25 protein-coding genes and 1 pseudogene are annotated in these 25566 nt (G+C 43.7%); 6 read left to right on the forward strand and 20 right to left on the reverse strand.

The genetic code is table 11. The annotated features are described in order from the left end of the window. Positions 1-95 precede the first annotated feature (95 nt). Positions 96-887, forward strand: coding sequence for a CLCA_X family protein (locus tag L1076_RS01525; protein ID WP_237302986.1), 792 nt, complete (start codon positions 96-98; stop codon positions 885-887). Between the two features lie 114 nt (positions 888-1001). Next, a complete protein-coding gene (locus tag L1076_RS01530; RefSeq protein WP_237302987.1) occupies positions 1002-2333 on the forward strand; it encodes an MFS transporter in 1332 nt (443 codons plus the stop codon). Positions 2334-2379: 46 nt separating this feature from the next. Here the strand turns inward: L1076_RS01530 and L1076_RS01535 are convergent, their stop codons facing one another. The 7 genes from L1076_RS01535 to L1076_RS01565 all read right to left on the reverse strand — a co-directional run bounded on the left by L1076_RS01535 (position 2380) and on the right by L1076_RS01565 (position 7184). Further along, the gene (locus L1076_RS01535) at positions 2380-2862 is read right to left on the reverse strand and encodes a tetratricopeptide repeat protein (RefSeq protein WP_237302988.1); all 483 of its coding nucleotides are present in this window, start codon (positions 2860-2862) and stop codon (positions 2380-2382) included. Between the two features lie 62 nt (positions 2863-2924). Continuing rightward, positions 2925-3428 carry a YgjV family protein gene (locus L1076_RS01540; protein ID WP_237302989.1) on the reverse strand — a complete coding sequence of 168 codons (504 nt, stop codon included), beginning with the start codon at positions 3426-3428 and terminating at the stop codon, positions 2925-2927. A 185-nt stretch (positions 3429-3613) separates the two neighbouring features. After that, positions 3614-4435 carry an alpha/beta fold hydrolase gene (locus L1076_RS01545; protein WP_045405249.1) on the reverse strand — a complete coding sequence of 274 codons (822 nt, stop codon included), beginning with the start codon at positions 4433-4435 and terminating at the stop codon, positions 3614-3616. Positions 4436-4687: 252 nt separating this feature from the next. Then, positions 4688-5065: a VOC family protein gene (locus L1076_RS01550; RefSeq protein ID WP_045405248.1), complete on the reverse strand. Its 378-nt coding sequence runs from the start codon at positions 5063-5065 to the stop codon at positions 4688-4690. A 184-nt stretch (positions 5066-5249) separates the two neighbouring features. Then, on the reverse strand, positions 5250-5999 hold the full coding sequence (locus tag L1076_RS01555; RefSeq protein WP_039839456.1) for a phosphatase PAP2 family protein: 750 nt from the start codon (positions 5997-5999) through the stop codon (positions 5250-5252). Positions 6000-6131: 132 nt separating this feature from the next. Next, complete coding sequence (locus L1076_RS01560; protein ID WP_237302990.1) at positions 6132-6383, reverse strand: YceK/YidQ family lipoprotein; 252 nt, start codon at positions 6381-6383, stop codon at positions 6132-6134. A 324-nt stretch (positions 6384-6707) separates the two neighbouring features. Further along, on the reverse strand, positions 6708-7184 hold the full coding sequence (locus tag L1076_RS01565) for a YHS domain-containing (seleno)protein (RefSeq protein WP_237302991.1): 477 nt from the start codon (positions 7182-7184) through the stop codon (positions 6708-6710). 110 nt (positions 7185-7294) lie between these two features. Between L1076_RS01565 and L1076_RS01570 the strand changes: the two genes are divergently transcribed. Beyond that, the gene (locus L1076_RS01570) at positions 7295-8134 is read left to right on the forward strand and encodes an AraC family transcriptional regulator (RefSeq protein WP_237302992.1); all 840 of its coding nucleotides are present in this window, start codon (positions 7295-7297) and stop codon (positions 8132-8134) included. Here the strand turns inward: L1076_RS01570 and L1076_RS01575 are convergent. After that, on the reverse strand, positions 8121-8471 hold the full coding sequence (locus L1076_RS01575) for a DUF3147 family protein (RefSeq protein ID WP_005440716.1): 351 nt from the start codon (positions 8469-8471) through the stop codon (positions 8121-8123). The two genes, L1076_RS01570 and L1076_RS01575, sit on opposite strands and share 14 nt — an antisense overlap. 695 nt (positions 8472-9166) lie before the next feature. Beyond that, positions 9167-9796, reverse strand: coding sequence for an SGNH/GDSL hydrolase family protein (locus tag L1076_RS01580; RefSeq protein ID WP_237302993.1), 630 nt, complete (start codon positions 9794-9796; stop codon positions 9167-9169). Positions 9797-10031: 235 nt separating this feature from the next. Here L1076_RS01580 and L1076_RS26960 point away from each other — a divergent pair. Then, positions 10032-10133, forward strand: a pseudogene (locus tag L1076_RS26960) (zinc-binding dehydrogenase); the annotation flags it as partial. Between the two features lie 66 nt (positions 10134-10199). On the opposite strand, the gene L1076_RS01590 reads toward L1076_RS26960, so the two are convergent. Next, positions 10200-10640 (reverse strand): YtoQ family protein, encoded by a 441-nt coding sequence (locus tag L1076_RS01590; protein ID WP_042604139.1) that lies wholly within the window; start codon positions 10638-10640, stop codon positions 10200-10202. A 375-nt stretch (positions 10641-11015) separates the two neighbouring features. Between L1076_RS01590 and L1076_RS01595 the strand changes: the two genes are divergently transcribed. Further along, the gene (locus tag L1076_RS01595) at positions 11016-11621 is read left to right on the forward strand and encodes a transcriptional regulator (protein ID WP_237303270.1); all 606 of its coding nucleotides are present in this window, start codon (positions 11016-11018) and stop codon (positions 11619-11621) included. Between the two features lie 68 nt (positions 11622-11689). Here L1076_RS01595 and L1076_RS01600 read toward each other — a convergent pair whose 3' ends face one another. The 5 genes from L1076_RS01600 to L1076_RS01620 all read right to left on the reverse strand — a co-directional run bounded on the left by L1076_RS01600 (position 11690) and on the right by L1076_RS01620 (position 16633). Next, positions 11690-12151, reverse strand: coding sequence for a hypothetical protein (locus tag L1076_RS01600; protein WP_042604138.1), 462 nt, complete (start codon positions 12149-12151; stop codon positions 11690-11692). Further along, positions 12148-12834 (reverse strand): winged helix-turn-helix domain-containing protein, encoded by a 687-nt coding sequence (locus L1076_RS01605; protein ID WP_042604137.1) that lies wholly within the window; start codon positions 12832-12834, stop codon positions 12148-12150. Before L1076_RS01605 ends, L1076_RS01600 begins: the two co-directional genes overlap by 4 nt. Before the next feature lie 119 nt (positions 12835-12953). Continuing rightward, a complete protein-coding gene (locus L1076_RS01610) occupies positions 12954-14279 on the reverse strand; it encodes a diguanylate cyclase (RefSeq protein ID WP_237302994.1) in 1326 nt (441 codons plus the stop codon). Positions 14280-14639: 360 nt separating this feature from the next. Then, positions 14640-15770 carry an AI-2E family transporter gene (locus tag L1076_RS01615; RefSeq protein ID WP_045405423.1) on the reverse strand — a complete coding sequence of 377 codons (1131 nt, stop codon included), beginning with the start codon at positions 15768-15770 and terminating at the stop codon, positions 14640-14642. Between the two features lie 233 nt (positions 15771-16003). Beyond that, complete coding sequence (locus L1076_RS01620; RefSeq protein ID WP_237302995.1) at positions 16004-16633, reverse strand: DJ-1/PfpI family protein; 630 nt, start codon at positions 16631-16633, stop codon at positions 16004-16006. 308 nt (positions 16634-16941) lie between these two features. On the opposite strand from L1076_RS01620, the gene L1076_RS01625 reads away from it, so the two are divergent. Further along, a complete protein-coding gene (locus L1076_RS01625) occupies positions 16942-17514 on the forward strand; it encodes a YceI family protein (protein ID WP_042602864.1) in 573 nt (190 codons plus the stop codon). 100 nt (positions 17515-17614) lie between these two features. Here L1076_RS01625 and L1076_RS01630 read toward each other — a convergent pair whose 3' ends face one another. The 5 genes from L1076_RS01630 to mepM form a co-directional block, all read right to left on the reverse strand. After that, positions 17615-18211 carry a cytochrome b/b6 domain-containing protein gene (locus L1076_RS01630; protein ID WP_237302996.1) on the reverse strand — a complete coding sequence of 199 codons (597 nt, stop codon included), beginning with the start codon at positions 18209-18211 and terminating at the stop codon, positions 17615-17617. 136 nt (positions 18212-18347) lie between these two features. Then, positions 18348-21236, reverse strand: a complete 2889-nt coding sequence (locus L1076_RS01635; protein ID WP_237302997.1) for an Ig-like domain-containing protein — start codon at positions 21234-21236, stop codon at positions 18348-18350. Between the two features lie 829 nt (positions 21237-22065). Further along, positions 22066-22926, reverse strand: coding sequence for a hypothetical protein (locus L1076_RS01640; protein WP_237302998.1), 861 nt, complete (start codon positions 22924-22926; stop codon positions 22066-22068). A 123-nt stretch (positions 22927-23049) separates the two neighbouring features. After that, positions 23050-23928: a helix-turn-helix transcriptional regulator gene (locus tag L1076_RS01645; RefSeq protein WP_237302999.1), complete on the reverse strand. Its 879-nt coding sequence runs from the start codon at positions 23926-23928 to the stop codon at positions 23050-23052. A 225-nt stretch (positions 23929-24153) separates the two neighbouring features. Next, on the reverse strand, positions 24154-25473 hold the full coding sequence (gene mepM, locus L1076_RS01650) for a murein DD-endopeptidase MepM (protein WP_237303000.1): 1320 nt from the start codon (positions 25471-25473) through the stop codon (positions 24154-24156). Positions 25474-25566: the final 93 nt, after the last annotated feature.

Genomic DNA, 25566 nt, shown 5'->3' on the forward strand with positions numbered 1-25566 from the left:
GAAATCTCCGACTCTGCCTTCTATTGCGGTATAATCTGACGTCTTATGTTTTGAGTATAAGTTTCCACTCCTTCAGCACCACTTCGAGGCATGTCTTGCAGTTAACCAGTTTTAAATACAAAACGCGTAAAGGCCCTGATTATCGCCACGGCGACCAGGTGTCGTTTGTCGACATCAAAGAAACATTTGGCATCGGCGGAATTCGTATTGGTAAGTGGGTGAACAAAGAAGAAAAAGACCTTGCAGCAAACTTAATATTCGATTCTCTCGCAGACTTAGCGTACATCCTTGCGCTACCGCCTTCGGCGATTGGACTTCGTGGTAATTTGAGCCTTGCTTTTGGTACTGGCGGCCGCAAAGGCGTTCAAGCGCATTACGCTCCGAATCAACGTGAATTAGCCTTGGCAAAGAATGCTGGTGCAGGAGCGCTTGCTCATGAGTTTTGGCATGCGTTCGATCATTACATTGCCGAGAAGGCTTTCGACATTGGCGATCGTTCGGGGCCGCAGCACCAAATCTTATTTGCGAGTGATTGCTGGCTGAAAAATGCCGATCATTTCCCGCACCCACTCAACGAGCGATTACTGAAGATTTTTGACGCCACATTGCTCACGCTAGACGGCCAAGATAGACATGACTATGTGTCTCGAAGTGTAAAAGCAGACCAAGCGATGGGTTCAAGCTACTTTTCACAACCTACCGAGATGATGGCACGAGCATTTGAAGCCGTTGTGGAGTCTTGTTCTGGTATTGAAAACGCATACCTAGTTTCTGGCACAACAAAGACGGATACCCTGCCTCTTTACCCCGACATCGCCCACAGAAACGCGATATATGAAGCGCTTCAAGCGTACTTTCGTCCACTGGGTGACGCGTTGAGTCGTTAACTAAGGAATAGCGACTATTCAGAAAAATCTCGCGATTTCAAAGCACAAACTTTTCCCATCAATCTAAAAAAGGTTTATACATAACGTTATGTTATTCATATTGCTGAATGTTTCATGACGCTGAAAGAAATCCTCAAAATCCGTAACGTTCGCTGCTTCCTCATGTTCCGAAGCAGTTACTTTGCGCGCTTCTATTACCCCGTATTCACCCTACTCTATTTGGATTACGGATTGACGCTGTCTCAATTCGCTATGCTCAATGTTGTTTGGGCAGCGACGATTGTACTTGCGGAGGTCCCTTCCGGCGCTTTTGCTGATACCTTGGGGCGAAAACGACTGGTGGTGCTGTCGTCCATCGTCATGTTCATCGAAATCGCAATGATCGCCTTTGTCCCGACTGGGAATCCCACTTTTGTTTTCGTTGTGTTTTTGATTAACCGAGTGCTGAGCGGCTTAGCGATGGCGTTAGCAAGTGGCGCAGATGAGGCGTTGGCTTACGACACATTGAAAGAGCAAGGCAAGGAAGAGCTGTGGCCTAGAGTGTTGCAGATTCAGCTTCGTATTGCTTCGAGTGTGGGTATTGTGGTCACGCTTGTGGGTGCTGCTATGTACGACGTGAACTTTATGGCCAACGTTTATCAGTTCCTTGGATTCGAAAAACCAGAAACCACGCAAGACATCATGCGCATCCCTGTTTACGCGACATTGTTTGTTGCGTTGATCGCCATCTACGCCGCATTCAGCATGAGAGAAGAGAAAAAGGTAATACCAAGCAGTGAAGGTAAGTTGGCTTCTACCATGGCCAGCATGAAGCTCACACTCAACACCGCGAAGTGGGTATTATCTACACCTTACGTACTGTTCAATCTGCTCTACTACAGTTTGTTCGAGCACACTTCACGAATGTTTTTGACCATGAACAGTCAGTACTACCGTGCGATTGATATTCCAATTATCTACTTTGGTTTAATCGGCGCTGGCATTAGCCTCTTGCAGATTATCTTAGCTGGCCAAAGCCGCCGCTTGGCAGAGAGCATGGCACCGAAGACGTTCATTTTAGTCATGGGCATCGCAACGATGGCGACCTACTATTGGATAAGCTTAGGTTGGTCAATTTACGGGGTGATTCCTGCGCTGATTCTGATCTTTATTATCATGACGATGAACATTTTCATCAGCTATCACTTGAACAAGAAAACAGAATCTCACAACCGAGCGACGGTATTAAGCTTCAAAGGTTTGATGTTCAACTTGGGCTACGGCTTGATAGGTATGCTCTATGCCTACTACTACAAACTGCTCTCACAAAACTATACCGAAGCACAGATAGAACAACACATCGACTTTATCGCATCGCTGTCTTCGTTCTTCTACTATTTCACGTTCTTGTTCATCGTTATCAGCGTCTATTTCTATATCAAAGATAAAAAACAGGCGATCTTTTAGATCGCCTGTGCCATTGTCTGTTTACTGTTTCACTAACTATCTACTTCTACCACGTTCTGTCTAAGTCTTTTGCATAAAGAGATATCGCACGCTGATACTCTTTAATCGCCTCACTGTTCGTGGTTGAAAGCAGCAACTCTAATAACAACGACGTCGCTTCTTTATGGCGACCGAGGTTGTATAAGCACATCGCGTAAAACGGTTGAACTTCGAGCGCATTTGGGTATTCATTTATGATTTGCTCAAAGTAACTCAGTGCTTCTTGGTATTTTCCAAGGCTACGGTAGGTACTCGCTAAACCAAATAAGGCATCAAACCTTTCTTCTACAGTAAGTATCCCCGCAACAGACGCCGTATAGTGCTCAATAGCCTCTTGCTCTCTGCCTTCATTGTCGTATGACCAGGCAATATGCAGGTGTGCTTTTGCAGCGTAGTTTTCATCACTAAATAACGGAGTGAGTAACGATCTAGATTCCTGAAACTTTGATGCTTTACGCAACTCGATTGCCTGCTTGATGACCGATTCCATCACCTTCTCCCTCGGCGTTTATATATCGTGTGTTTATGACATAGATACATTAAATTACATCATCATGCTAGTTCAGGTTTCTTAACATAGTAGCGGTAATAACCCGCGAGATTACTGGAGATAAACAGGACTTCCATTAGTACGGCTGTTGGTGAGCCAATAAGGTAGTTGTGAAGCAACCAGAAGGATGTGCCGACAATCATCAGCTGACGCAAGCGACGATCATCCTCTTGAAATGCCGCCACTGTTTGAAAGACAGAACCAAAACAACTCACGATGCTCGTCACACCGGTAAACGTCATCGCCGTTGCAATGACAGACGCTCCGCAGAAGAAGTATTTTAACTTTGAAGATGTAGAGAAGATGCGGGTCAGATAACGCAAAGTAGCGATACCCATTAAAGAGGCCCCTGTCCATTGTTCTAATAATGCAAAGTGACTTGATATTAAAACGCCCGCACAGAATAAGCTGGCAACAATCTTCTTTCTCTCTTTAAATTGAAACGACAACAAATCGAAACAAATAGCAATTGCTACGAGAACCTGTGACAAGAAAAACGCATCCATACTTACACCTATCGTTACAAATTCTTACAACTGGCGCAGCGTATGATCGACTTAAAACTGACACCACTAGCTTCGTGCTACAAGATGAATAAATGTGGATGTCGTTCACAAGTGTGGCGTACTAAATTCGAAAAGAGCGGACGAAGAGAAGCCTCTTTCAAGGCTTCACGACCTTGTAAATAATACTAGCTCACTGTCGCAGTAATAAACTTATCGACCTCGACATAAAAAGTCTTAGGATCGTTTTGAACCCAATGATTGGCACCTTCAAATGCAACATTGTTAATCGAAGATATAAAATCGATAGCGCGATGGCATCCCGCTAAACTCTGTGTTCCCCAAAAATAAACTTTTGGAATCGATAAGTTCTCATAGATTTGCCCCCACTCCACAACACCTCTTCCATCCTTTGTACTGTGTTGCGCATAAATCTCACTGGCCGTTTCACCCAATACTATTGGTTCACACCGTCTCAATGAGGAAAGGTATTTTATACCTGCTCCATGCTTCCAAGACATCGTAAAACGCTTTGCAAAACCTTCCCCTTTGACCCACGCTTGGAATTCAGGCTTATTTAGTTTCACGTAATGCTCAGCGATGATTTGAGATAAGATAATACTCTCCTCATGCAATCCACCTTCAGCATTAATGAAGCCGCGTATGATGCCTTTACTGTCGTAGTGACACACTAAAGTAGATGTATCACCACCCCAAGAATGCCCAAGAAGGAAGCATTGTTTTATATCTAACTGCTCTAAAGCCTTTAAAATTCGTTTGGCTTGAACATCCGTTGCATGAGATCTATTGGAAGCTGGAGAATAACCATAACCACATAAATCAAACATGACTAGGTTGTAGTTGGGTAGCCAATCCAGTGCATCGGCGAAGCACAAATGTGATTCCCCCAAACCATGGATAAGCACTAATGTTTCTTGAGATTCTATGATTGGCGTGGACAAGCAATACAACTTGTCGCCTTCGATGTCTATCCACTGTTCTACTAACACACAACCCTCGCGTTTCGACTACTGAACTAGGATTCATCATAACGAATTCACCCTGCAACGAAAGGTGTGTTTTATAAAAACCTGCAAATTTGCAAAGCAGAGTTATCTGGCGATCTATCCCATGAACGCGTTCTCGGTGATGTCGATTTGTCGAGCAGACATGTACATTAGTAGTAGTCAATTGGCAACAGAAACCCTGTTAAAGGTGAGCACGCACTGCCTCGCTCACCTCTGCTAATATGCTTAGGAATCTTAATTGTTAGCGACTCGCCAAGGCGGATTCTTTCGGTTCTCTCCAGCCCAATACAGCTTTAGCTCATTACCTGATGGGTCGTTAAGCATTGCTTCCCTCCACAGATAATCTTTGTCTGTAGGTTCTTGAACAAACTCGATGCCTTTTCTCTTTAAACTATCAACTAACGCATCAAGATTTTTGTGTTCAAAATAGATCACGCTGTTGCTTTTTGATTCTGGATCACCGAGATAAAGTGAAAAAGTGGCATCTCCTTCAACGCACTCAAAGCGCGCATAGTTTTCTGTTTCAACAATCAGGTTGAATCCTAGCGTTTGATAAAACTCGATAGATGACTTGATGTCTTTAACGGTTAACAGCACTTGATTTAGATTCATAGAAGTTCCTTTTCTAATTGGTTTCTTACCGATTTGTGTGGGTTGTGTTTGAGGTTACGAAGATAAAACCTCAAGCTAACTTAAGGTCAAGAAATGATTTCAGCCGTTGTTTGAAGTCTATATAGCAAGAGCTAAAAATGAAAAAGGCGGCACTGTGGCCGCCTGTATCTGTATCGATTTGTCGTTATTGGGTTAGCGCGATGTACTCTTGTTGCGCAGCTTGTAAGTCTTCAGCAAATTGTTTATCTGCCTTGAGCTTATCAAACACGATGTGCGCCACTTTTTGCCCTGCTTCTACATCACTCATCCAGTGTGCGTTACAAACGACTCGGCTGTAGCCGTAATCCGCCCCTCTCTCTGTCAGTGCTTTTGCATTGTTCGGCGCAATTGCGGCCGCAACGAGTGAAACCCCATAGCCTGATGCAGTATGACCAGAAGGGTAAGATCCATCTTTAGATAAGTAGTCTTCGGCATAAGGTGTACAAGAAGGTAAGCCGTTTACCGCAAATGGACGCGCTTTGTTGTAGTGCTTTTTAGAGTCAGATGTCGCAAGACCAAAAGAAGCGATGCTGCGCCCTAAAACGGTATACATAGCCGGAGTGTCTTCCTTAGTAATCTTCACGCCTAGAACATCACCATATATCTTGGCAAAGTATTCTGGAGTAATACGCGCGTCTTGTGTCGCTTGAGCCATTCTCGCTGGGTCATCAACTGAAAAGTCGATAGCACCCACACGCTTGTCTTCGAGATCTTGTTTGCTGCCTTCTGCTGGTGGCGGTGCAATCAAATCTACCGTGTGTACTGTTTCAATGTATGGTTGGTAAAACTGATAGTTTCCGTAGTCGATGCGTTCAAGCGAATTGATGTCTGTTGGTGCAGAGAACACGTGAAATGCAGGTAAAGTTAGCGCTACGCAAATTAGAGCTTTCTTCATTTGCTTTCCCTCCAGAATTAAAGGTTTGTAGGAATATTCTTAACAACTGGATCCAATATTATCCGCAGCCCTTTAGTGCTGGAAGTTATAACGATTATTCCTAAAAGTTAATAATGGAATGAAGCAAAGCAACTAAATCATACTGCCACTTGGGCAGCCTTGTGACAAAACACTGCCGTAACTGGTCGTTGGAGTAAATAACATGATTAAATCAGCAGGCAGGAATACAAGATCAGTAACCAATGACAAAGGCATATCCACAAAAGAAATAGGATATAAAGCGTAAGACATGGCTGAACCATCCAAGAAGCATGGCTGGCGCGCAACGGACAACGCCGTACCTGAAAATGGTTTACCGTAACCCCCTCTCGCATGTGCATCCATAGATGAACATCCCACTGTCAAAGAAGCCATTGCAATAACGCAGAGCACTTTAAGTTTTTTTAGAAGATTGTTTTTCATGTCTGATAGGTTCCAACTGATTGTTATTGATATAAATTATCATTCGACAACAATAATCCTATCTGCATTTATAAAACAACCTATCTAACTAATTCGATTGAGAATAAGTCAATTTTCGTGACAAATGTATCGCTTCAACCTTGGGTAAATAACAACTTATAAACGTCCGTTCCCTCGAGCCAATACACAAAGGCGAACCAATTGGCTCGCCTTAAATATGTGAGGAAAGGATAAAAACGACGTCCGTTACAGCTTATCTGCACCAACAACTTTAATCGTTGTCCAGTTGGTGTTGGCGCCTTGAATAAAGCCTTGCGTATCTTCTAGCCAGCGCTTCTGCACCGATTTATCCAAGTTTAGGTAGAGTTTGCCACCTTCAATCTTCCAAGCCTCAGGGTCCGTTTCAAACTTCTTGCCCATAGCAACACCAAATGCACAGTAACCACCGTATTGCGGCGCATACGCTTGAGGATCAGCTTTGAACTGGTCTCGGTTTGCTGCGTTCACAAAGTGATAAATCGCATTGTTGTACGTAGCTGAATATTCGGCCTTCCCTTGAGCTGGGCCATTATCCGTGAAGTAAGCCACCGGATCGTAACCCTTGATAGCGAGATCATTTGCATCAACGCTCATGCCCACATCCGCAGCCATCAGTGAAAAACTGGTTCCGAGTAAAGCGGTAATTAAAGTGAGTTTTCGACCAGTTGATTTAATGCGTGACATAGTAAGCTCCTTGTCTGTGTTTGTTTGCCTTGTGTGAATAAATTAGCCAACTCTTCCGGTCTATAAAGGGACAAAAGACCAAAAAAGTACGCGAATCGTTCGGAGGTAACATGGATCTGTTGTCACAGCTGATGAAGCACTTCTCAATACGCACAGGCGTTTTTTATTCTGGACACTTGTGTGGCATCTCCTCGTTCCAAGCAGAGCAGCATAACCGAGGCCATTTGCATGTTTTGAATGCTGGTGAATTGATACTGACAAGCGCAAACGAGAAGGCTCAAAAGCTAACAGAGCCTTGCATCGTTTATCTGCCAAACAATACGCCGCATAGAATTGAAGGAAACGAAGAAACAGAATTGGTTTGCGCCAATGTGGATTATCGAGGTGGGCAGATCAACCCTCTATTGTCTGTCTTGCCGGATGTCGTCGTTATCCCTTTTAACGCAGTGCCGAACCTAACTCCGGTCTTGGATATGCTGTCTTCGGAAGCAAGAGGAAATGGCATCGGACAAGAGTTTTTATTGGATAAGCTGAGCGATACCTTAATGGCTTTGATCTTTCGTTATCTTATCGAGGAAAAGCAAATTGAACACGGCTTGTTTGCTGCGCTCGCTCACCCACGTCTAGCTCCCGTTATGACCGCCATTCATCAGCTCCCTGCCCGTCATTTTCATCTAAATGAACTGGCGTCATTGGCGGCCATGTCTCGCACTCAGTTTATTGAGACGTTCAAACAAGCGGTTGGGGAAACTCCGGGAGATTATGTACAAAAATGGCGTGTATCCGTCGCCCAATCTTTATTACTACAAAGTAAACCGCTCAACTGGGTGTCTGACGAGGTGGGATACAACAGCTACTCGGGCTTTTCTCGTGCTTTCCAAAATGTATCTGGTATGTCACCTCGCCAATGGATACAAAACCAAAAGGAAGACGAGCTTAAAGCAAGTTGATACCAAATTGTTTCGCGATCAAATTCGTTATCGCAAAACAAATTACGGATACAACACAACTAATAAGCAAGGTAATCCAAAAGGAATACTTGCTCAACAGATAAGGGAAAAGAAGAAACATTGGCAGTGTTGGTACAACAAACCAAAAGGTATAAAACGCGTGGTTAGACAGCTTCTCTGTGCCTTGCCCTTCGATATACATCCATACCAACGCCAATATGGTCACGGTTGGCAATGCAGCCACAAGCGCACCTAACCTATCACTTCGCTTCGCGACTTCAGAAATGAGCACCACAATCGCGGCGGTGGTTAAGTACTTTGTCACAATCCATAGCATTTTCGCTTCCTTGCTTACTTCGGACACTAATTAATCGACATTCTAGAAACCTACTCCAGTTGATTCTAGATGTTTTCTAAAGACTTACGGTACACCTTTGTCACATAACCAGACGGGTCGTAAGCGTTCTCTATTCTATCCCAACCAAATTTTTCATAAAGACCATCGTGGTCAGTCGTCAGATAAAGGCTTTGGAAAACCTTGTTCCAGAACTGAAAGAGTAAACTGCTAAGATACAGCAAAGGTCTGACTATTGACAAAAATAATAAGTGGTTACAAAACGACCATTGCTTTGTTTATAAAATTGGAGAAAGATGACAATACAGCGATTTATAAGAGGTGGTGTTATGACTTTAGTTCTTACCGTTCTTATTTTCCTAAGTTGTATTGCGATGCTCGCAGTTGGTGTGATGTTTTCACGTAGGCCGATCAAAGGCGGAGGTTGTTGCAAAGCGTCCAATGTTGCGGATGTGGGCGCACGTAAAAGGCAGTCCCGCAAGGACACATAAAGTTCCAGCACACGAAAGCCCAGACAGCGGTTTAGCCTTGGCGTAAACACTCTACGCATGGATAAAGCACCAAGCTGCTTACGTCACCGCCTTTAGGGCGCAGGCATACTCGCCCTACTTCTCAACCCTTTCAATACAGGCTTTTCCTTAGACGAAAAGCCTGTTTACTCTGTAATCTCTTAACATCTATGATTTTTGAAAAGCCGCTAACACCATGGGTTGCAGTGCTTTCGCCAATTTATCATGCTGGTCTTGTTGCCAATGAATTCCCTCTTTGGGACAAGATTCCACCACGGTTCCGGCATCAAGAAATGCACATCCCAGCTCTTCCGCTCGATTTCGATAATGAAGGCCAAATTCCTTGGACTTCTCCGCCCCGCCAATAAACATACTGCCGAAGAAACCAATCTCATGCACGGGTGGCGGCGCGACTAAAAGAACTTGCGGCGCTTCCCGCTTTGCCCAGTTATCAAAGTTAAGAACCTCTTGCGCTAAGCGAGCTGCCCCACGAGAGATATCGAAAGCGGATAAACCCAAGCAGTTTTTCATGTCGTTCGTGCCGAGCATAATGATGACCAAGTCGGGCAGATGAGATTCCAAGCAAGGGCGTAAATAGCGAAGGCCATTTTTCTCACCTTCAAAAGGATCATCATGCACAGTGGTTCGCCCCGGCTGCCCTTCCTCTATGACCTCATAACCATCCGGTAGAGACATTCGTAACAAAGATGGCCATCGTTCATTTGGTCCGTAACGGCGATCTTCATTCGGTACAGCGCCCCAGGTATTTGAATCGCCAAAACAAAGTATGGTCGGCATTAAACGTATTCCTCACTAAAACTATCGCTTTGCAGTCTATCAAAAACGTTTATCAAGTCTGTGATTTAATTCGAAAGTTCATGCCCATAAACAAGCTCGATTGGCTTGCGAACTTAAGAACGATAAACACGTCAGCAGTTGAACACAAAAAGGCGAACCACTTGGCTCACCTTTCTAGTGCTTGCTAAGAAACTAACGCAACAGCTTAGTTGATGTCTTATGTGGCGCACTAAAACCGGTTCTCGATGAACACGAGTTTACCCTTGAGCAAGCTGGCACTGCGCATGATCGTCTAGCCAGTGGTCAAGCGATTGGTAAAGTCGTCGTGAATATCTAAGTTTTGTCTTAGTGATATTAAGAGCGCAATTCAAAAAGACCTCCGTGATGGAGGTCTTTTTTTCAGTTATGGAGTCACCGTGTATGCAATTAACTCGACGATCTGTTCTGGCGTTGTTGCCCATGCTTGCGCTGAAGCATCAACTTCTTTAAGTGCATGGACAATGTTTTCATCATGCAAAGTGATGTAAGGCTTACCTAAAGCGGCACAGAAACCTGCATCAAAAGCCGCATTCCACTGCTTGTATTTGTCACCAAATCGAATCACGGCAAGGTCGCAAGACTTAATGGCGGTCTGAATTCGAATCGCATTTACTTTCGCTGATTTATGATCGCGCCAAAAAGGATTGTCTTCCGAGCCCAAACCATCGCCCGCTGCATCGCTGGATTCATGATGCGTGTTGGCAGAAATAAACGACACAGCCAGATCTTTTGCTTCACAGCCTTTGATGATTTGCTCACGCCAATCGGTGTGGATCTCACCCGACAAATACACTTTTAACTTCATAATCACTCACATTGTTTTTGTTATGTGCTTGAATTTAAACCGCATGCACACGCCATTTACAAGGTTCTAAGCGCATATCTGTGAATCTGGCATTAAATGCCAAGTTAAAAACAGGCAACGGAATTTCCCGTATTACAACGATAGGTTTGCGTAGGAAGCATTAAAAGTACGAATTTTCAGCCGCTTACCAAAGCGCAAAAAACCATAAATTATTATAAAAACGAACTTTGACCTTTTTTCCGCAACATTCTGCGCAATTCGTTTCTCTTTTTGTTCATCAGTATCTAGCTTAGCCACCACTTTCACCACGATGTGAAAGAGCACAAAGGTAACAACGAGTTATCAATTAGCAGCTATTACACTAGGAAATACATGATGCAAAATAAGACAGCAGCACTTTTCGCTCTAGCAGCATTAACAGCAGCAACAACGTTCAACGTTAACGCAGCAGTAAAATACGAACCGTTTGTTGGTATTGATGCTGGCGCACGCTTAAGTGGTCAAGCTGAATCGAAATATGACGGAAAAGAAGAGCACCTAGACCTAAAATCATCAATGGTATTTGGCGTGGAAGGTGGTGTAATCCTTAACCAAGCGCATCAGTTCAGCATCGGTTACGACTACCGCGGAGTAAGTCTTGACTACAGCGACGATGACCTTGAAGTTGGCACGCTATACGCGCAATACGATTACCTTGTACCTATCACGCAAAAACTGGCATGGACCATTGGTGGCAAGCTTGGCTACGAGATGTATAACTCAGATTCTGATGGTGCGGACGAGCTAAATGGCGTCGTTCTGAGCGCGCAAACAGGACTAAACTACCGCTTTAACGCTTGGAGCGTGGGTACTGAAGTAAGCTACCTGCACCACACAAATGAGGTCGAATATTCAGAGACCTACAACGGCCAGAAACATACTTCATCATATAAGATTGGTGACGAAGTACTGCTAACAGCAAATGTGAAATACCACTTCTAATAACAACAACCTTAGTTGGCTTCTTCTCCCGGGAAACCGGGAGTTTTTTCGTTTTAAAAAGTAAATAATTACCAAACTCGGCTCAGCATTAAGTGATTTCGTTCTCGCGCTATCACATCAAGATTTTCATCGTGATAGATGAGTTGGTTCTTAGACGTACCAGAAAGAAACAGGGAGCTGTAGCTCGCCGCTTGGTAACCATCCAATACCTTAGTCGTTTGAATCGGCTCAGTCTTATAGAAAAACTCAAATTCGCCATTAAATGACTTGGTGATTTTACCTGTGACCGCAAAGAGCGCAACGCCCTCTAGACCATCTCCCTCTATGGATATCGTTGACTCTAGGTTTTCGTTATTTAAATCAACTTCTATGCGTTCTTTCCAAACACCGTTGTCCGCTGAGTATTGTTGTACGGTGGTGGTGTATCTTCCACTAAGCAGAAGCTTCTTACCACTCACGTACAACGAAACACTGTAAAGCATAGAAGCGAGTAAAAACAAACCAATCCAAGGTCTCAAAATGCGTATCATCCGAGCTCCTTAATTACCTTGGGGAGTGTCTCCACTTCAAACAGATAGTTCTCGCTACGTCGGTGCACGTTGTCGTAAACCGATAGGGTGTAAAGTCCTTCTGTTTGTGCCACAGAATAGAAACAATCACATTTGGAATGTTCAATTAAAGATTCTATCTTCAATGGTAATACCATCCCTTTTGGCTTAAGTACCCGATGGTGGTTGAGTTCCATGATCTCATAACCATCATGGCGATAAGAAACCAAATGCGTGTTGGTGACCCTAGAGAAATTGAAGAAAGACAACACTATGAGAACTAGAGAAACAGACGCCAGCAAGGCTTTCGCTAACGTAAGTGAATTGAAAGCACGACGAGTTGACGTTGATTCATGGGCTCCCGCACAGCTGCAATAGAGCATGTATCCGACACCCGCAATGGTTCGTAGCTCTACGCAATCAGAGATAGCAATGGCAAGCCTCAGCTTTTGCACCGACTTTTGCAGGGAAGAGTCCGTTACAATGGTATCCGGCCACCCTACTTGTTTGAGCGTTTCTTTATCAAGAACTTGACTTGCATTGTCCAGAAACGCTTTAAATAAAAGACATTCGTTGTAATTTAATGAACGTTCTAAACGATCTTTTCTGACGCTCATCTTTTCGATGTCGAATACCAAATCGTCACAAGTGTACTGCTTACTCACTTTACTTTGCCCGAGAGGTCTTGCTTAAAAGGCCGAGCATTGTAGTAGAAATGGCTACCGCACATCTAGGATACAAGAACTCATCAGACCAGCTTTACTACCAATATCCGAGGGCTTTATCAAGCTTTCACGTAAACCCGATTTCTGCCAGATTGCTTAGCTTTGTATAGCGCTTCATCCGCTTCAGCTAAAGCGATTCTTATACCATCAGCAGAATCAAAATGAGCAACACCAATACTCACGGTGATTTCTATCTTCAAATCATTAATAAGAATTGGAGTAGCAGCGACCTCTTGTCGAAGCTCCTCACAGAACAACATTGCTTCTGAGCTCTTAATACCAGGCATAAGAAGAACAAATTCCTCGCCACCAGTACGTGACAAAGTAAAATTCAAATCGGTCTTCGCCCCACACAGTAAAGCAAACTGAACCAGAACCACATCGCCAATTTCGTGGCCGTAGGTATCATTGATGGCTTTAAAGAAGTCGATATCAAAAACGGCAATAGAACCGGAAACCTCTTGCTCTTTTAACGCATAAAATCGATTTTCTAAGCCACGGCGATTCAACAAGCCAGTAAGGAAGTCTGTGTATGCTTCGTTTTGTAGATCGAAACGCTGTTTTTCAGACCGTCGATACTGATTGAAAAACTTCACGGGAGACATGATTAAAAGCAATGTAATAAACAACGTCGAGAATATAGCGGCTCTAGCCAGTAATCCCGAGTCGCTTTGTGAAATTGAGACCTGCCAGTTGGTATTAAATATTGTCACTATGCTGATATCAACATCACAATCAATATGACCTTTACTACTGATCACTTTTTCATGAAAATTACGATTATCCGGATCGAACCCAACAATCGAATAATTAGATATATTTTTATCTTCCAGAATGCTTTCTAATGAATTTAGAATGGTTTCTAAATAAATAATGGAAGACGAAAAACCAATAAATCCAGATTCATTAGTAATTGCTTTACGAAGGATAAAGGCTTGCTTACCATTCTGAACAAGCTTAACCGGACCAATTACCGTATTTTTACGACAATTAATCGACTGCTCTGCTCCTAGCCTTCTGCTTTGATCTTGAAGCACATTGTGACCAATCGCTCGTTTGTTTTCGTCGTATGGGTAGACAAGCGTCACGACGCCTTGTGGCAAATAGAGCAAAGAATCAACGTTGCTATAGGAAAACAACAGAGTTCGGCTCAGTTTGTTAAACGCTTCAAGTGAGATGCTGCTGTCTTCAGAAAGCACCACGACTTCTTTCAAGACTTCAGCCGTGATTAACGCGTCATTAAAAACCTTCTTCATCTCTTTGTTTATCGTACTGATTACATTTGCAGATTCTTTTTGGTTATTAATTCGACTCAACTCAGTCGCAAGGAATTCGGTTAATATTAGTATCGACATGACTAATACTACTTTGATGCTTTTGTTCACTGTAACCTTCCCAGTTCGTGTCGTTCTCCATATCCTTTATTTGATTCTCAAAATTCCATCTATATTTCAGTTATTTCTTTTCTTATCGCAATTATTATGATTACGATAATCAAGAAACAGGGATTATACGCATAATAGAATAACCGTCGATGCCCAATGAGTATCGTTAAGACAAAACTTTTTTATCAAAATTGATTAATTTTCTATCGATCGATGTCATTGATCGACACGATCGATTGTGTTGATTAAAAAGATTGATCCAAACGGTAAATTTTTGTGTGGAACAGTTCAATTCACAGACAACAAAAAAGACGGCCATCAGTACCGTCTTTTGCTCAATTGAGTATCTCGTTCGTCTTTCTACTTCCTAGATTCTTGTCCTTGTGTTCCTGCATCCTTAATCACATCAGCAACGTCTTGGGTTTCTGTGTCTACCCACTTCATAAATACTTGGTAACCCGCCGCTAAGAACGCAGCACCAATGAACATGCCAAGAATACCACCCGACATCATGCCGCCCACTGCACCAATAAGAACAATAGGCATAGGAACTTCGAGGCCGCGGCCAAGAATTAACGGCTTTAAGAAGTTATCGATTAAACTTGCAGCAAGGAGCAAAACCGTGAAGACAACATTATGAACCGTGCCGCTATCTCCTGCCCACAATATACCCACGGCAACTAGCGCGATAATGGTGACTGGCAGTTGCACAATCGCAAAGATCAACGCAATAAGCGTAAACAATGCTGCGGCAGGTACGCCGGATAACGCCACGACACCACCGAATGCCATTGCCGTTAAGAAAGCGATACCGATGATGCCCACGGCAACTTGCCGGATGGTGGCGGTGGTGAGTTGATGTAAATCTGGCCCTCTCACCTCATCCGTAAAACTAATGAAGATCTTACGTATCGACTTTGCAGCAGGTTGTGCCCAAGCGAGCATGACACCCGCAATGATAATAGCACCGATGAGCATGAATACACTTTTAGCGGCCCCCGTTGCACTATCGACAAACCAACTAAAGAAACCTTTAATTTGAGGCTGGCGTTTCTCGATAAATGTAGGTAAGTCATCCGCAGCTTCATACCAAACAGCATGAACTTTTTCACCAACTAAAGGCCAAGTTTTGACGCTGTCTGCAGGCTTAGCGATGACCAAAGTGCCATCTCGATAAGATTCAAATGCACCGAGTGTTTTCGATGCAAAAGAATTACCCACCATGGCCGTTGGCGTGCCAAGAATCAAGACACCAATGATGGCAATTAGTGTTGCAGCACGAGCCGAGCTTAATCCAAGCTTTCTTTCAATGACGAGTTTGACTGGATAGAGCGCAATGGCAAGCACCAGCGCCCAAAGTAAGATAGGAAGAAATGGTAAAAACGCCCACCAACAGACAATAACGATCAGCGTCGTGACTGAGAATCGAATCAAAGACGTGGTAAACGCTTTGGCAAGTACTTTCTCTAAATTTTCATTTGGATTGCTCAACTGTTTTTCCCTTTGGTTTCGCGCCATATTCTTATTTATCGGTAATCCGATAATCGATGACGCGTGAATGGACACAACACAGTATTTATCCGCACCTAATGAAAGACCGATGGCTTAGATAGCCGCGGTCTTAAAACAAGCGCTTATATAAAACCTAGTACACTTCCCCGTACATTCAACGGTTTAGTGAACAAGTTTGTGTTCAGTCACAAAGGGAAAATCAGAGTTATTGCTTATTCCGCTGAGCAAGGCACTTGGTTAAGCATTTCTGCTTCCATGATTGTGTTCGCGATAAGAGACTCGAATATCTCCAACTGCCCTGCGGGTATCAACTGGTTTTGGATTTCGCGTCGCTTATCAGAATCAAACAGGCGCTCTGCTAACCAACCAACGAGGTACATCAATGATAAACAACCTCCCGCCGTTGCAATATTACCCTCAATAACCAAAGGAACATCTTGAACGTCTCCTCCCATGCCCTTTAACACCGCTTTAGCATCTGGGTTCGTTGTGAGCTTTTTACCGTCAAGCAAGCCCAATTCATGCAAGATAAAAGAACCCGCGCAGATAGAGCCAATTAGCTGCCTGTCTGGGTTGAGCTTCATCGCGGACATGAACTCACTATCTTGAAGCGCGACTGGTATGCCTTTCTTGCCACTCGCGATAAGCACAACGTCTTGCGTTGCAACTTCAGAGATATGACCGTCCGTCTTTACCGTCATACCGAGATGAGAAACATGCTCTGGCTTGGTCCCTAGCACTTTGACTGTCCAACTGTCTTGCGTCCTTCCTAACAGGTCATACATCAAGAAAAAGTCTACGTCTGTGAAATCATCAAACAACACAATCCCAACGGTATACATAAGCCAACCAACCTAACGAATGATAAAATGTGCGAACAGTGTAACGGCAACCTAAGCAAGTCGCGAATCATCAATTAGAAATAAATTCACACATTCGCACCTGCTTATTAAGTTATTGCTAATTAGCGTATTTTTGACATTCAAAGCAGACATAACATCAGTTGTATTGATATCAAACCATGACATTTGAGCACTCAATCACATCGAAAAAATCACCCAAATCAATCGATTTAATTCCTTATTAACTTTTATAAATCCGAACTACTATCAAGTGGAACCATCGTTCAACATAAATAAGGTTAACAATAATGAAAAAGGCTTTCTCTACACTAAGCATCGCGGTCGCACTGTTTTCTAGTGCCGCATTTGCTGCAGACAGCTACACGCTTGATTCCGATCTATCTTCCCTAAGTTTCGCAACCATCAAAAAGCAATATATTGTTGAGCCCGCGACCATTGACACCCTTTCCGGCACACTCAACAGTGATGGGCAGTTTGATGTGGCTATCGACCTAAACAGCATCAATACAGGCATTCCAATTCGTAATACGCGCCTGAACGAGATCTTCTTTGAATCGGCAAAACATGCGCCAGTAACAGTAACAGGCAAAGTGGATTGGGCATCTCTGGGTGAAGGCTCACACAAAGTAAAAGTACCGGCTGAAGTCACGCTGTTTGGTAAGACGAAATCCGTCGAATTCCCAGTCGTGGTCCTCAATGCAGGTAATACGGTAATGGTCAGTTCGAGTGCCCCTGTCATCATCGGTGCTGGCGATTTTGGTATCCCGACTGACAACTTAACGAACCTTGCAGCAACGGTTGGTGGGATTAAGATTTCAGACCGAGTTCCACTTACTCTGAATCTCACCTTTAAAAAGTAGTTATTTAGCCCAAAACGGCTTGATAACGCGAAACAAAGGCTTGGAGGCTCACCAAGCCTTTTTTCTCTCTATAGTATTTCAGCCAACCTTTCCGTTTGGTTTAAGATTGGCTTTGCTTGGATACGTTAAACGCCATGCTTCTTAATACATCATTCTTATTCACGAAATGATGCTTTAGAGCTGCGAGCACATGCAGCAACACCAAAGTTGCGAGAGTCGCGCAGCCTAAACGATGAACCATAAAAAAGAACGCATTCACTTCAGCATTTGAAATTGGGTTTGGAATAGTAAACAGCCAAAAGAATGGGTACTCGTGCTTAAGCATTAAAAAGCCACTGACAAACACAACGAACATCACTAGATAGAGAGCGCCATGTGCAAGTTTGGCCATACTTTTCTGAGTGTTTGGAATCGTGTCTGGTAGCTCTGGAGCATTACGAAAAAATGACCACCCCCACCTGACAATCAAGAGCACCGAAGCAATCGTTGCAAATGACATATTGAGCGTGGATAAAACGTGGAACAGTTGCGGCATGTCCATGACGAATAACATGCCGTAGCCTGCAATCGTTGCATAGATAATAATGACTGCCATTATCCAATGAAGCCATTTACTGAACGCGTCATAGTGTTGAGTGGGTGTATTTTGGACGTGCGGAATCGCTTTCTGGTGCTGACCAGAATCTAATTTCGACATATTGTCACCACTGATTTTTATTGAGATTGGCATGGGAATACGGCGAACAAAAGCGTTCCCATGATGAAGATTGAAGAAATAACGGAAGGCATGAGAGCCTTCCGTCGTTCAAGTAGATTACAAGATGAGGTGAGTACTACTTGCTTACACTGATCATGTCATTAAAGTAGTCAACTTGCTCTGCCATGCTCAAACCTTGGTTGTTAGAACCTAACGTCCACATAAAGAAACCACCGTAACCGTTATCTTTCTGCCATTTAGCACGGTCTAGGTTGTTCTGACGCGTTTCAACAAAGTTACCACCAGGTGCCCATTGGCTGTTGATCGTGTTACCTAAAACAATCTTCGACTTGTCTCCAATATATTCAGCATAGTTTGCCATCGCGACGTCGTAGAGGAAGTTTCGACCTGCGTCATATGTCATTACGTTGAAGAAATCGAAGTCGTTCTTGGTTGCTTTCAGCAAATCGATCACTTCACCGTGGTGAGATGAACGACCTGATGGTTCAATGTAAGAACAATTTTCGAACACACTCGCATCCATACACGCAACTGGGTCTGCACCTACGTGGTAAGTCGTCAGAGACAGCACTTTCGTATTGCCTACTTTCTCACGGATCAGTTTGATTAGAGCAGTTAGATCTTGGTTCTCTTTATCCGTGATTCGAGCGGCTTTTTCGAAGTCAAAATCTAAGCCATCAATGTGTACGTAGCCTGCTAGCTGGTACTTACTGTAATCACAGCTGCCATCAGGTTTTGATGCAAGACATTCACCTTCCATCTCTTCTGGTGTCAGATTCTTTTTGTACACAGGGAATGGCGTATGTACCAAATCAACCAATCCAGTTGCGACCGCTTCACGGCTTTGTGGCGTGCTGATCGCTGACCAAATGCTTTCGTACGTTTGACCACCGAACGCCACCATCATAGTCACGTTTTCATTGTCATGCTTAAGCGTTGACCATGCTAGGTACTGTGTTGGCATCCAATCCGGATTGTAATCTGGTGGCGTTAGCATGCCATCGGAGATCGTAATGTTACCGCTCGCGTCCCACTTACCAAATGACAATAGGTAACCGTCACCCTCTGAATTGAACAACTGCTCGTAGTCATTCAACCCCCAAGATGTTAGGTAACTGATAGAGCGATCTGGGTTATCGGCTAAACCGCCGCCACCTGTACTTTCTTTGACCGTAATGTTCGACGTTGCCGAAGTTTGCTCTTGGCTTGCTGTGTTTACCGCTTTAGCCGTGATCGTGTAAGCGCCCTTCTGTGCACCTAGCCATTCGTATTCGTATGGCGCTTCAGTGTCTTTGAATAGCTCATTACCATTGGCGATAAAGCTTACTGAAGTAATATCACCTTCGTAGCTCTTCGCGTCTGCTTTGATTGAAATTGCACGACCTTCAAAGTAGCTCGAACCGTCCACTGGAGAGGACAGCGAAACCACCAAGTCTTTATCGGTGATCGCCAGAGAAATTGGTGCGGCTTCTGCACTGGCACCTTGGTCATCGTAAGCGACAACGGTTAGCGTATATTGGCCTTCGTCTTGTGCAGGAACTGTAATGGTGTAGGTATCGCCTTGTGTAGGAGTGCTTGATGTTGCCACCACTTGACCATTCAATTGAACGTCAACACGAGCAACTTCAGTATCGTCAGTCGCATCAACAATCACACCGAACGCTTGGTTTGGTGCAATTTTTTGTCCATCTTGAGGAGATTGAACATCCACCACTGGAACTGGGTTAGGATCACATTGCCCTACTTCGTCCCACGCGTCTTTCCACGCATCCGGATAATCTGGGTGACCTGTCCCCGGCGTCCAAACTGGGTTTCCACACCAACCGGCTACGGTACATGAATAGATGTTGTCGATATTGGTAACTTCATCACCCACCTTGTATGGCACGCCATCTTCGTATTGAGGAACATCGCCACAACTGGTGCCCGTGTCTGTCACAGTAATGGTTAGGCTCTTACGAGTAATATGTTGTTCGTCATCTTGAGCTTCTGCGCGAAGCGTTGCTGAACCCGCAGTTTGTGCAGTCCAATCACAAGAGAAATCTTGTGTCGTTTTTGCGTCTAACTGACATACTTCAGCATCGTTAGCAAAGAACTTAACCGTCGCTAAGTCATCATCCGCATCGGTGACATTGGCTGAGATCGAAATCGTGTCACCTTTTTGGTGAGAAGATCCTGCATCTGGCGAGATAAACTCAATCACAGGAGGATTCGGCGCGGTAGATTCTGATTCAACCGTGACTTGTACCGATTGTTCAGTCAGCTTTTCGCCACTCTCGTTAAACGCCATGACAGCAATTGAAGCAGCACCAATTTCCGCTGGTAGCCAAGCTTGTTGATACTCAGTCGTTCCTTCTACTACAGGTTGTTCTGCCAGCTTGGTATTGTTGATCCAGAACTCTAGCTTGCTTGCACCTTCACCCTCTACGCTCGTGATGATGTCTACATTCGAGCCAGTGTAAACCACAGAGTTTTGTGCCGGCGCTAAGATATCCAATGAGAACTCTGGTGGAGGAACAACTTCACCATCGACTTTCACCACCACGGAATCTTCAAACGCATTGAGATCCTTCAGTTCGCCGCCAAAAGAGATGGTTAACGCCGCCGACTCACCAGATGCCAACTCACTGTCTACCCAAGATCCTGCTGGGAATTTGAGTGTTACAGCGTTCAACACGCCGTCAGCTTGTGTTGTATGAGCAATCTCCCATGATGGGTATGAAAGGTGATTTGATGCCCAACCAATGTCGTTAATTGCGACAGGCAGTACGAACTCAATCACTGCCTCACGCATGTCTGCGCCGTCTGAGCCAGTGTTTTTGATGTCTAACTTATAGGTGCTCCAGTATTCGCTTTCTGATTGTGCAACAGCATCGGTGCTGAACTCCGCCGCCATGGCTTGTGAAATCGGATTCAACAATAAACCAGAACAAAGCATTGTTAACCCTAACGTGCGATAACCAATGGAGTTTGTCTGCGTAGCACTGCTCTTTCTTAGATACATAATTAAGTCCTTAGTCTTATATTAATTATTTAGGTACTGTACAAAGACCTGCAATTGTCGGTTCAACTATTTTTTGCAAGCACACTTAATTTATAAGTAAAAATAACCAAGGCAAAAATTCCTTCTTACTTCTGGGATAAATATCAAAATTTATTTCAAATAATAATTACAGATATAGTTTTATAAAACCAATCATTATATGAGTCCAACTAAACCTCATTATGTAGAATAATCTTAATTAGCTTATTTTAATTTAACTCACAGTAGCTTTGCCACAATCAAAAGAAAGGCGTTGTTTTGAGAAAATAGACAGCAACTTCTAGAGTTCTAACAGCAAGATAGCAACAAAAGCCTCGTTTCACATTCAACAAAAAGAACTACCTCTGAGTTAAATAAAACCGTAAAAACATTAACTTAACTGTTTTTAATGTAGTATTTTTCGCACAATAAATAAGTAGAAGATATAATTAAAACAATTTAATAGACAGCACAAATAACAGGAGTGTAAAAGTGAAGAAAATCAAATAAATCGATTTTAAAAATATTATCTGGAATTAAAGTCACACATTTTTCATGCGCCACAACAAAAATACGAAAGAGAAAAATCAGAGCCTTAATTCTATTCATATTTCATAAAGGCCTTAATAATCCAGTTCTCACTTAATGTCATTAATTTCTGTACAAATAAAAGCCAAAGTTAAGCTGTTTTTATTTTACACCTGTATCACATTGATTTATTTTCGAACTATTATTGGGTATATAACTCGCTAAAACGAAAAAAGAGAGCCCACTATGTGACTCTCTTTTCCGTGCATGTTGTCTTTAGATGCTATTTAAAGCCGAACTTACCATTGCCGTTCTTCCACTCTGACTTCGGTGGAATCGCTTCAATCGTGTCCCAATGCTCTACAATTTTGCCATTGTCGACGCGGAATAAGTCATAGAACGCGACGTGTTGATTCATGAACTGACCTTCACTCACTGATAACACGAAGTTCCCTTCACCGATAATCAAATGGTTCTTGCTGTATACCATCGGCATGCCCGCTTCCGCTAATTGCTTCAATGCAACACCCAAACCGCTCAAGCCGTCAGCCACCGCTACGTTGTGTTGGATATAGTCACTGTCTTTATCACCGATGAACTTACTGATCTGAGACATGTCTCCTTTCATCAGAATGGTTTGTACAAAATCAGAAACGATTGCTTTGTTCTCATCCGTTTTGTTTACATCTGTAATTTCTGTTGCACCGTCAAATTGTGTGCGGCCACTTGGATTAGGTTTCGCTACGTCTTGTAAGTTATCCCAGTGCTCGACGATCAAACCATCTTCAAAACGGAAAATATCAAAGCCAGCTTTCGGTCCGAAAAAGTCGTATTCCGTGTGCAATGCCACGTATTCGCCATCTTGAATGGTACGAATCACTTTCGCTTTAGCAGTGCCTTCTGGCAGCATCTTCAATACTTCGCCAAAGCCCGCTAAACCATCTGCAACCGCAAGATTATGCTGAATGTACTTATTTGGATTGATGTATGAAATCGCGTTTTGGTCGCCCGTTTCAATGCTTGAGATAACCGCGACGGCTTTATCACGATTCGACAATTCATCGGCATTTACAGCGAAAGAAGCACTAGCAAAAACGGTGGATGCGATAACAGAGCTAGCGAAAAAGCGAGTCAATTTGTTCATATTATTTTCCTCTTGTTGGCTTGAGAACAATAATAGGGATGAATCAAAGACTCGTCTGTGTGGATGTGCGTCGGAAAATGGTCAATATCGAACATGAACACAAAAAGGCGTTCATACTCAACATCATAACTGTGGTTCGGCGTACTGCTTCTGGAATCGGCTTGGTGTCATATCAGTTTGATTTTTAAAATATCGAACAAAATTACTCGCATCTTCAAAACCAAAGTCAAAAGCTAACTGCTGTGTCGTAACGTTACTCACCACCAAGCGGCGCTTAATCTCTATTGTGACAAACGCGTCGATCATCTGTTTTGCGGTTAAGTTGGTTGCCAGCTTGCAGATAACATTTAACGTTTTATACGTTGACCCGATCTGCCCCGCATACCAGTTCGCATCACGGATATGTTCATAATTAGCCTGGAGTAAATCAAAGAAACGTGCAAGCTTGTAGCTCTGCTCTTTGGTTAATTTATCGTGCCTCTCTTCAGGTCGAAGACGATGCAGCATTAGAGCGAAAGAAGAGAAAAGATACATGACGATCAACGCATCGGAATGCTGACTTTCAATTTCCTTGATAACCTCACCAATAAGCAGTTTGGCGCTTTGGCAGGTAGCTTCGTCTAAGCTCAATAGTGGCGAACGAGCTTGGTTTAAATGCGTTGGTGTGTAGTTAGGTAAACGCATGTTGGCATGCACTTGGTCTAAAAACGCTTGGGTGAAAATGATCACTTTACCGGAGGGCTTGTTGGACAAGTCGAAGGCTTGCACCTGCTCACGACGAACAAAGAGGATGCTGCCAGATTCAAACGGATACTGCTTAAAATCCACCATGTGCACACCACTGCCTTTTTCGATGTAAACCATCATAAAGAAGGTAATGCGATGCGGCTTTTGAGGTGAATGGCTTTTGTACTCTTGGCCATGCAAGCTTTCTAGATCGAAGATTTCAATCTCTGCTTGATTCGATTTCTTATGGTCAAAGCCTACGGTTGGTATTTGCATTCACCCTCCACTCGTTACTACTTGTATTTTGGTCAATTTCAGCAGGAATGCGAATCGAACTGTATCACATCGAGTAACTAAGGTAGCGCTTGAGGTGGTGAATGTCTGTCTAACCTCCCTAAACCAACATGCTGCTTAAAATAGCCCAGTCCATAAAACAACATGGCTCTTAAAACACAAAGGCAAGCCGAAGCCTGCCTTTGTTCATTGAACTATGCAAAGAGTCTAAGACGTTTTTTTACCCTCGCTCGCTTTTGCGTTGCTTGCATTTTGCTCGGTAGCAACCATGTCATCAAACTCAGAAACTCGTGCTAGGAACGCAGGTTTGTCTTTGTTTAGAATCGAACTCGCCAACGGCAAATCGGCGGTCATCGAATCCACGGCACGGTTGCGCACAAGTACTTCAAAGTGCAAGTGTGGGCCTGTTATGCGACCTGTCGCCCCCGAAAGCGCAATCTTTTGTCCACGCTTAACATGATCGCCTTTCTTGACTAAGAAACGGCTCAAGTGCAGATAACGAGTTTTGTACACACTGTTGTGCTCAATCACCAAGTATTTACCTGCGTAAGGGTGGTTACGAATAGCAATCACTTTGCCATCACCCGTTGAGTAAACTGGCGAACCCACAGGCGTCGCGAAATCGGTACCGTTATGCGGTTGAATGCGGCCTGTTACAGGGTGTCTTCGGTTCGGGTTAAACGGAGACGTAATACGTCGGAATTGTTTGTCAACTGGATAACGGTTAAAGGCTTGCTCTAGGCTGTTTCCATCACGGTCATAGAAGCGACCATCTTCAGCCAAAAACGCTTCTACATCTTTACCACGCATCTTGATGGCAATGCCCTGCACTTCGGTATTGCCGGTTAAGTGGTCATCCACGTACTGACGACGCACCAACACATGAAAGCTATCGCCAGCACGCAGCTCGCGGGCAAAATTCACTTTGTCACGAAGCACGCGCGTAATGTTGGCAATCTGGGTAGTAGTTAATCCTTGTCGGTGCGCAGAAGATGAGAAACTGCCGTTGATTTCACCGGAGTACATTTCCTCGCGCCATTCACCCGACTCTTCAACAAAGTCATAAGCGAATGTGCCATCGTCGTTTTGTGTATAAATCGAACGTTCGACAAGGCTTTCGTGGAAGATCACTTGTTGCAGTGTCTTGGTGTCTCTATCCACCACAAACTCAAGGTGGTCACCTGGTTTGATGGTATCTAGTTTCAAGGAGGTTAAATCGGCTTCAAGAAGCTTTTGCGTGGTTTCGTATGGGACGCCCCATGAGGAGAAGATCGTGCTGAGTGTGTCACCTACTTTAACGAAGTAGTGAATGCGTGCAATGTTGTCGTGATCTTGTGTTGCCAGTTCGGCGCTTGGTGTCGTGTCGTCTGTCTGAGCCTCATGTACGTGAGCGCTCTCTAGCTCGGAATAAGGCGTGACCTTAATGGTGATTTCTTCTGGTTTCGTTTCTGCTTGATAGGTGAGATAAGCTGCAAGAGAGAATGCGCTAGCAGCGACAGCAATGAGTGAATAACGAACAAACTTCATAGTACTTGGGATAATAGGAAACAGTAATTGTTATGTTATAACATCAACGAAATACAATTTAAACCGTGCGTAATTGAGAACTTTGTTTCTAAG

Source organism: Vibrio sp. MMG023, from assembly GCF_021654215.1.
GTDB classification, from domain to species: domain Bacteria; phylum Pseudomonadota; class Gammaproteobacteria; order Enterobacterales; family Vibrionaceae; genus Vibrio; species Vibrio jasicida.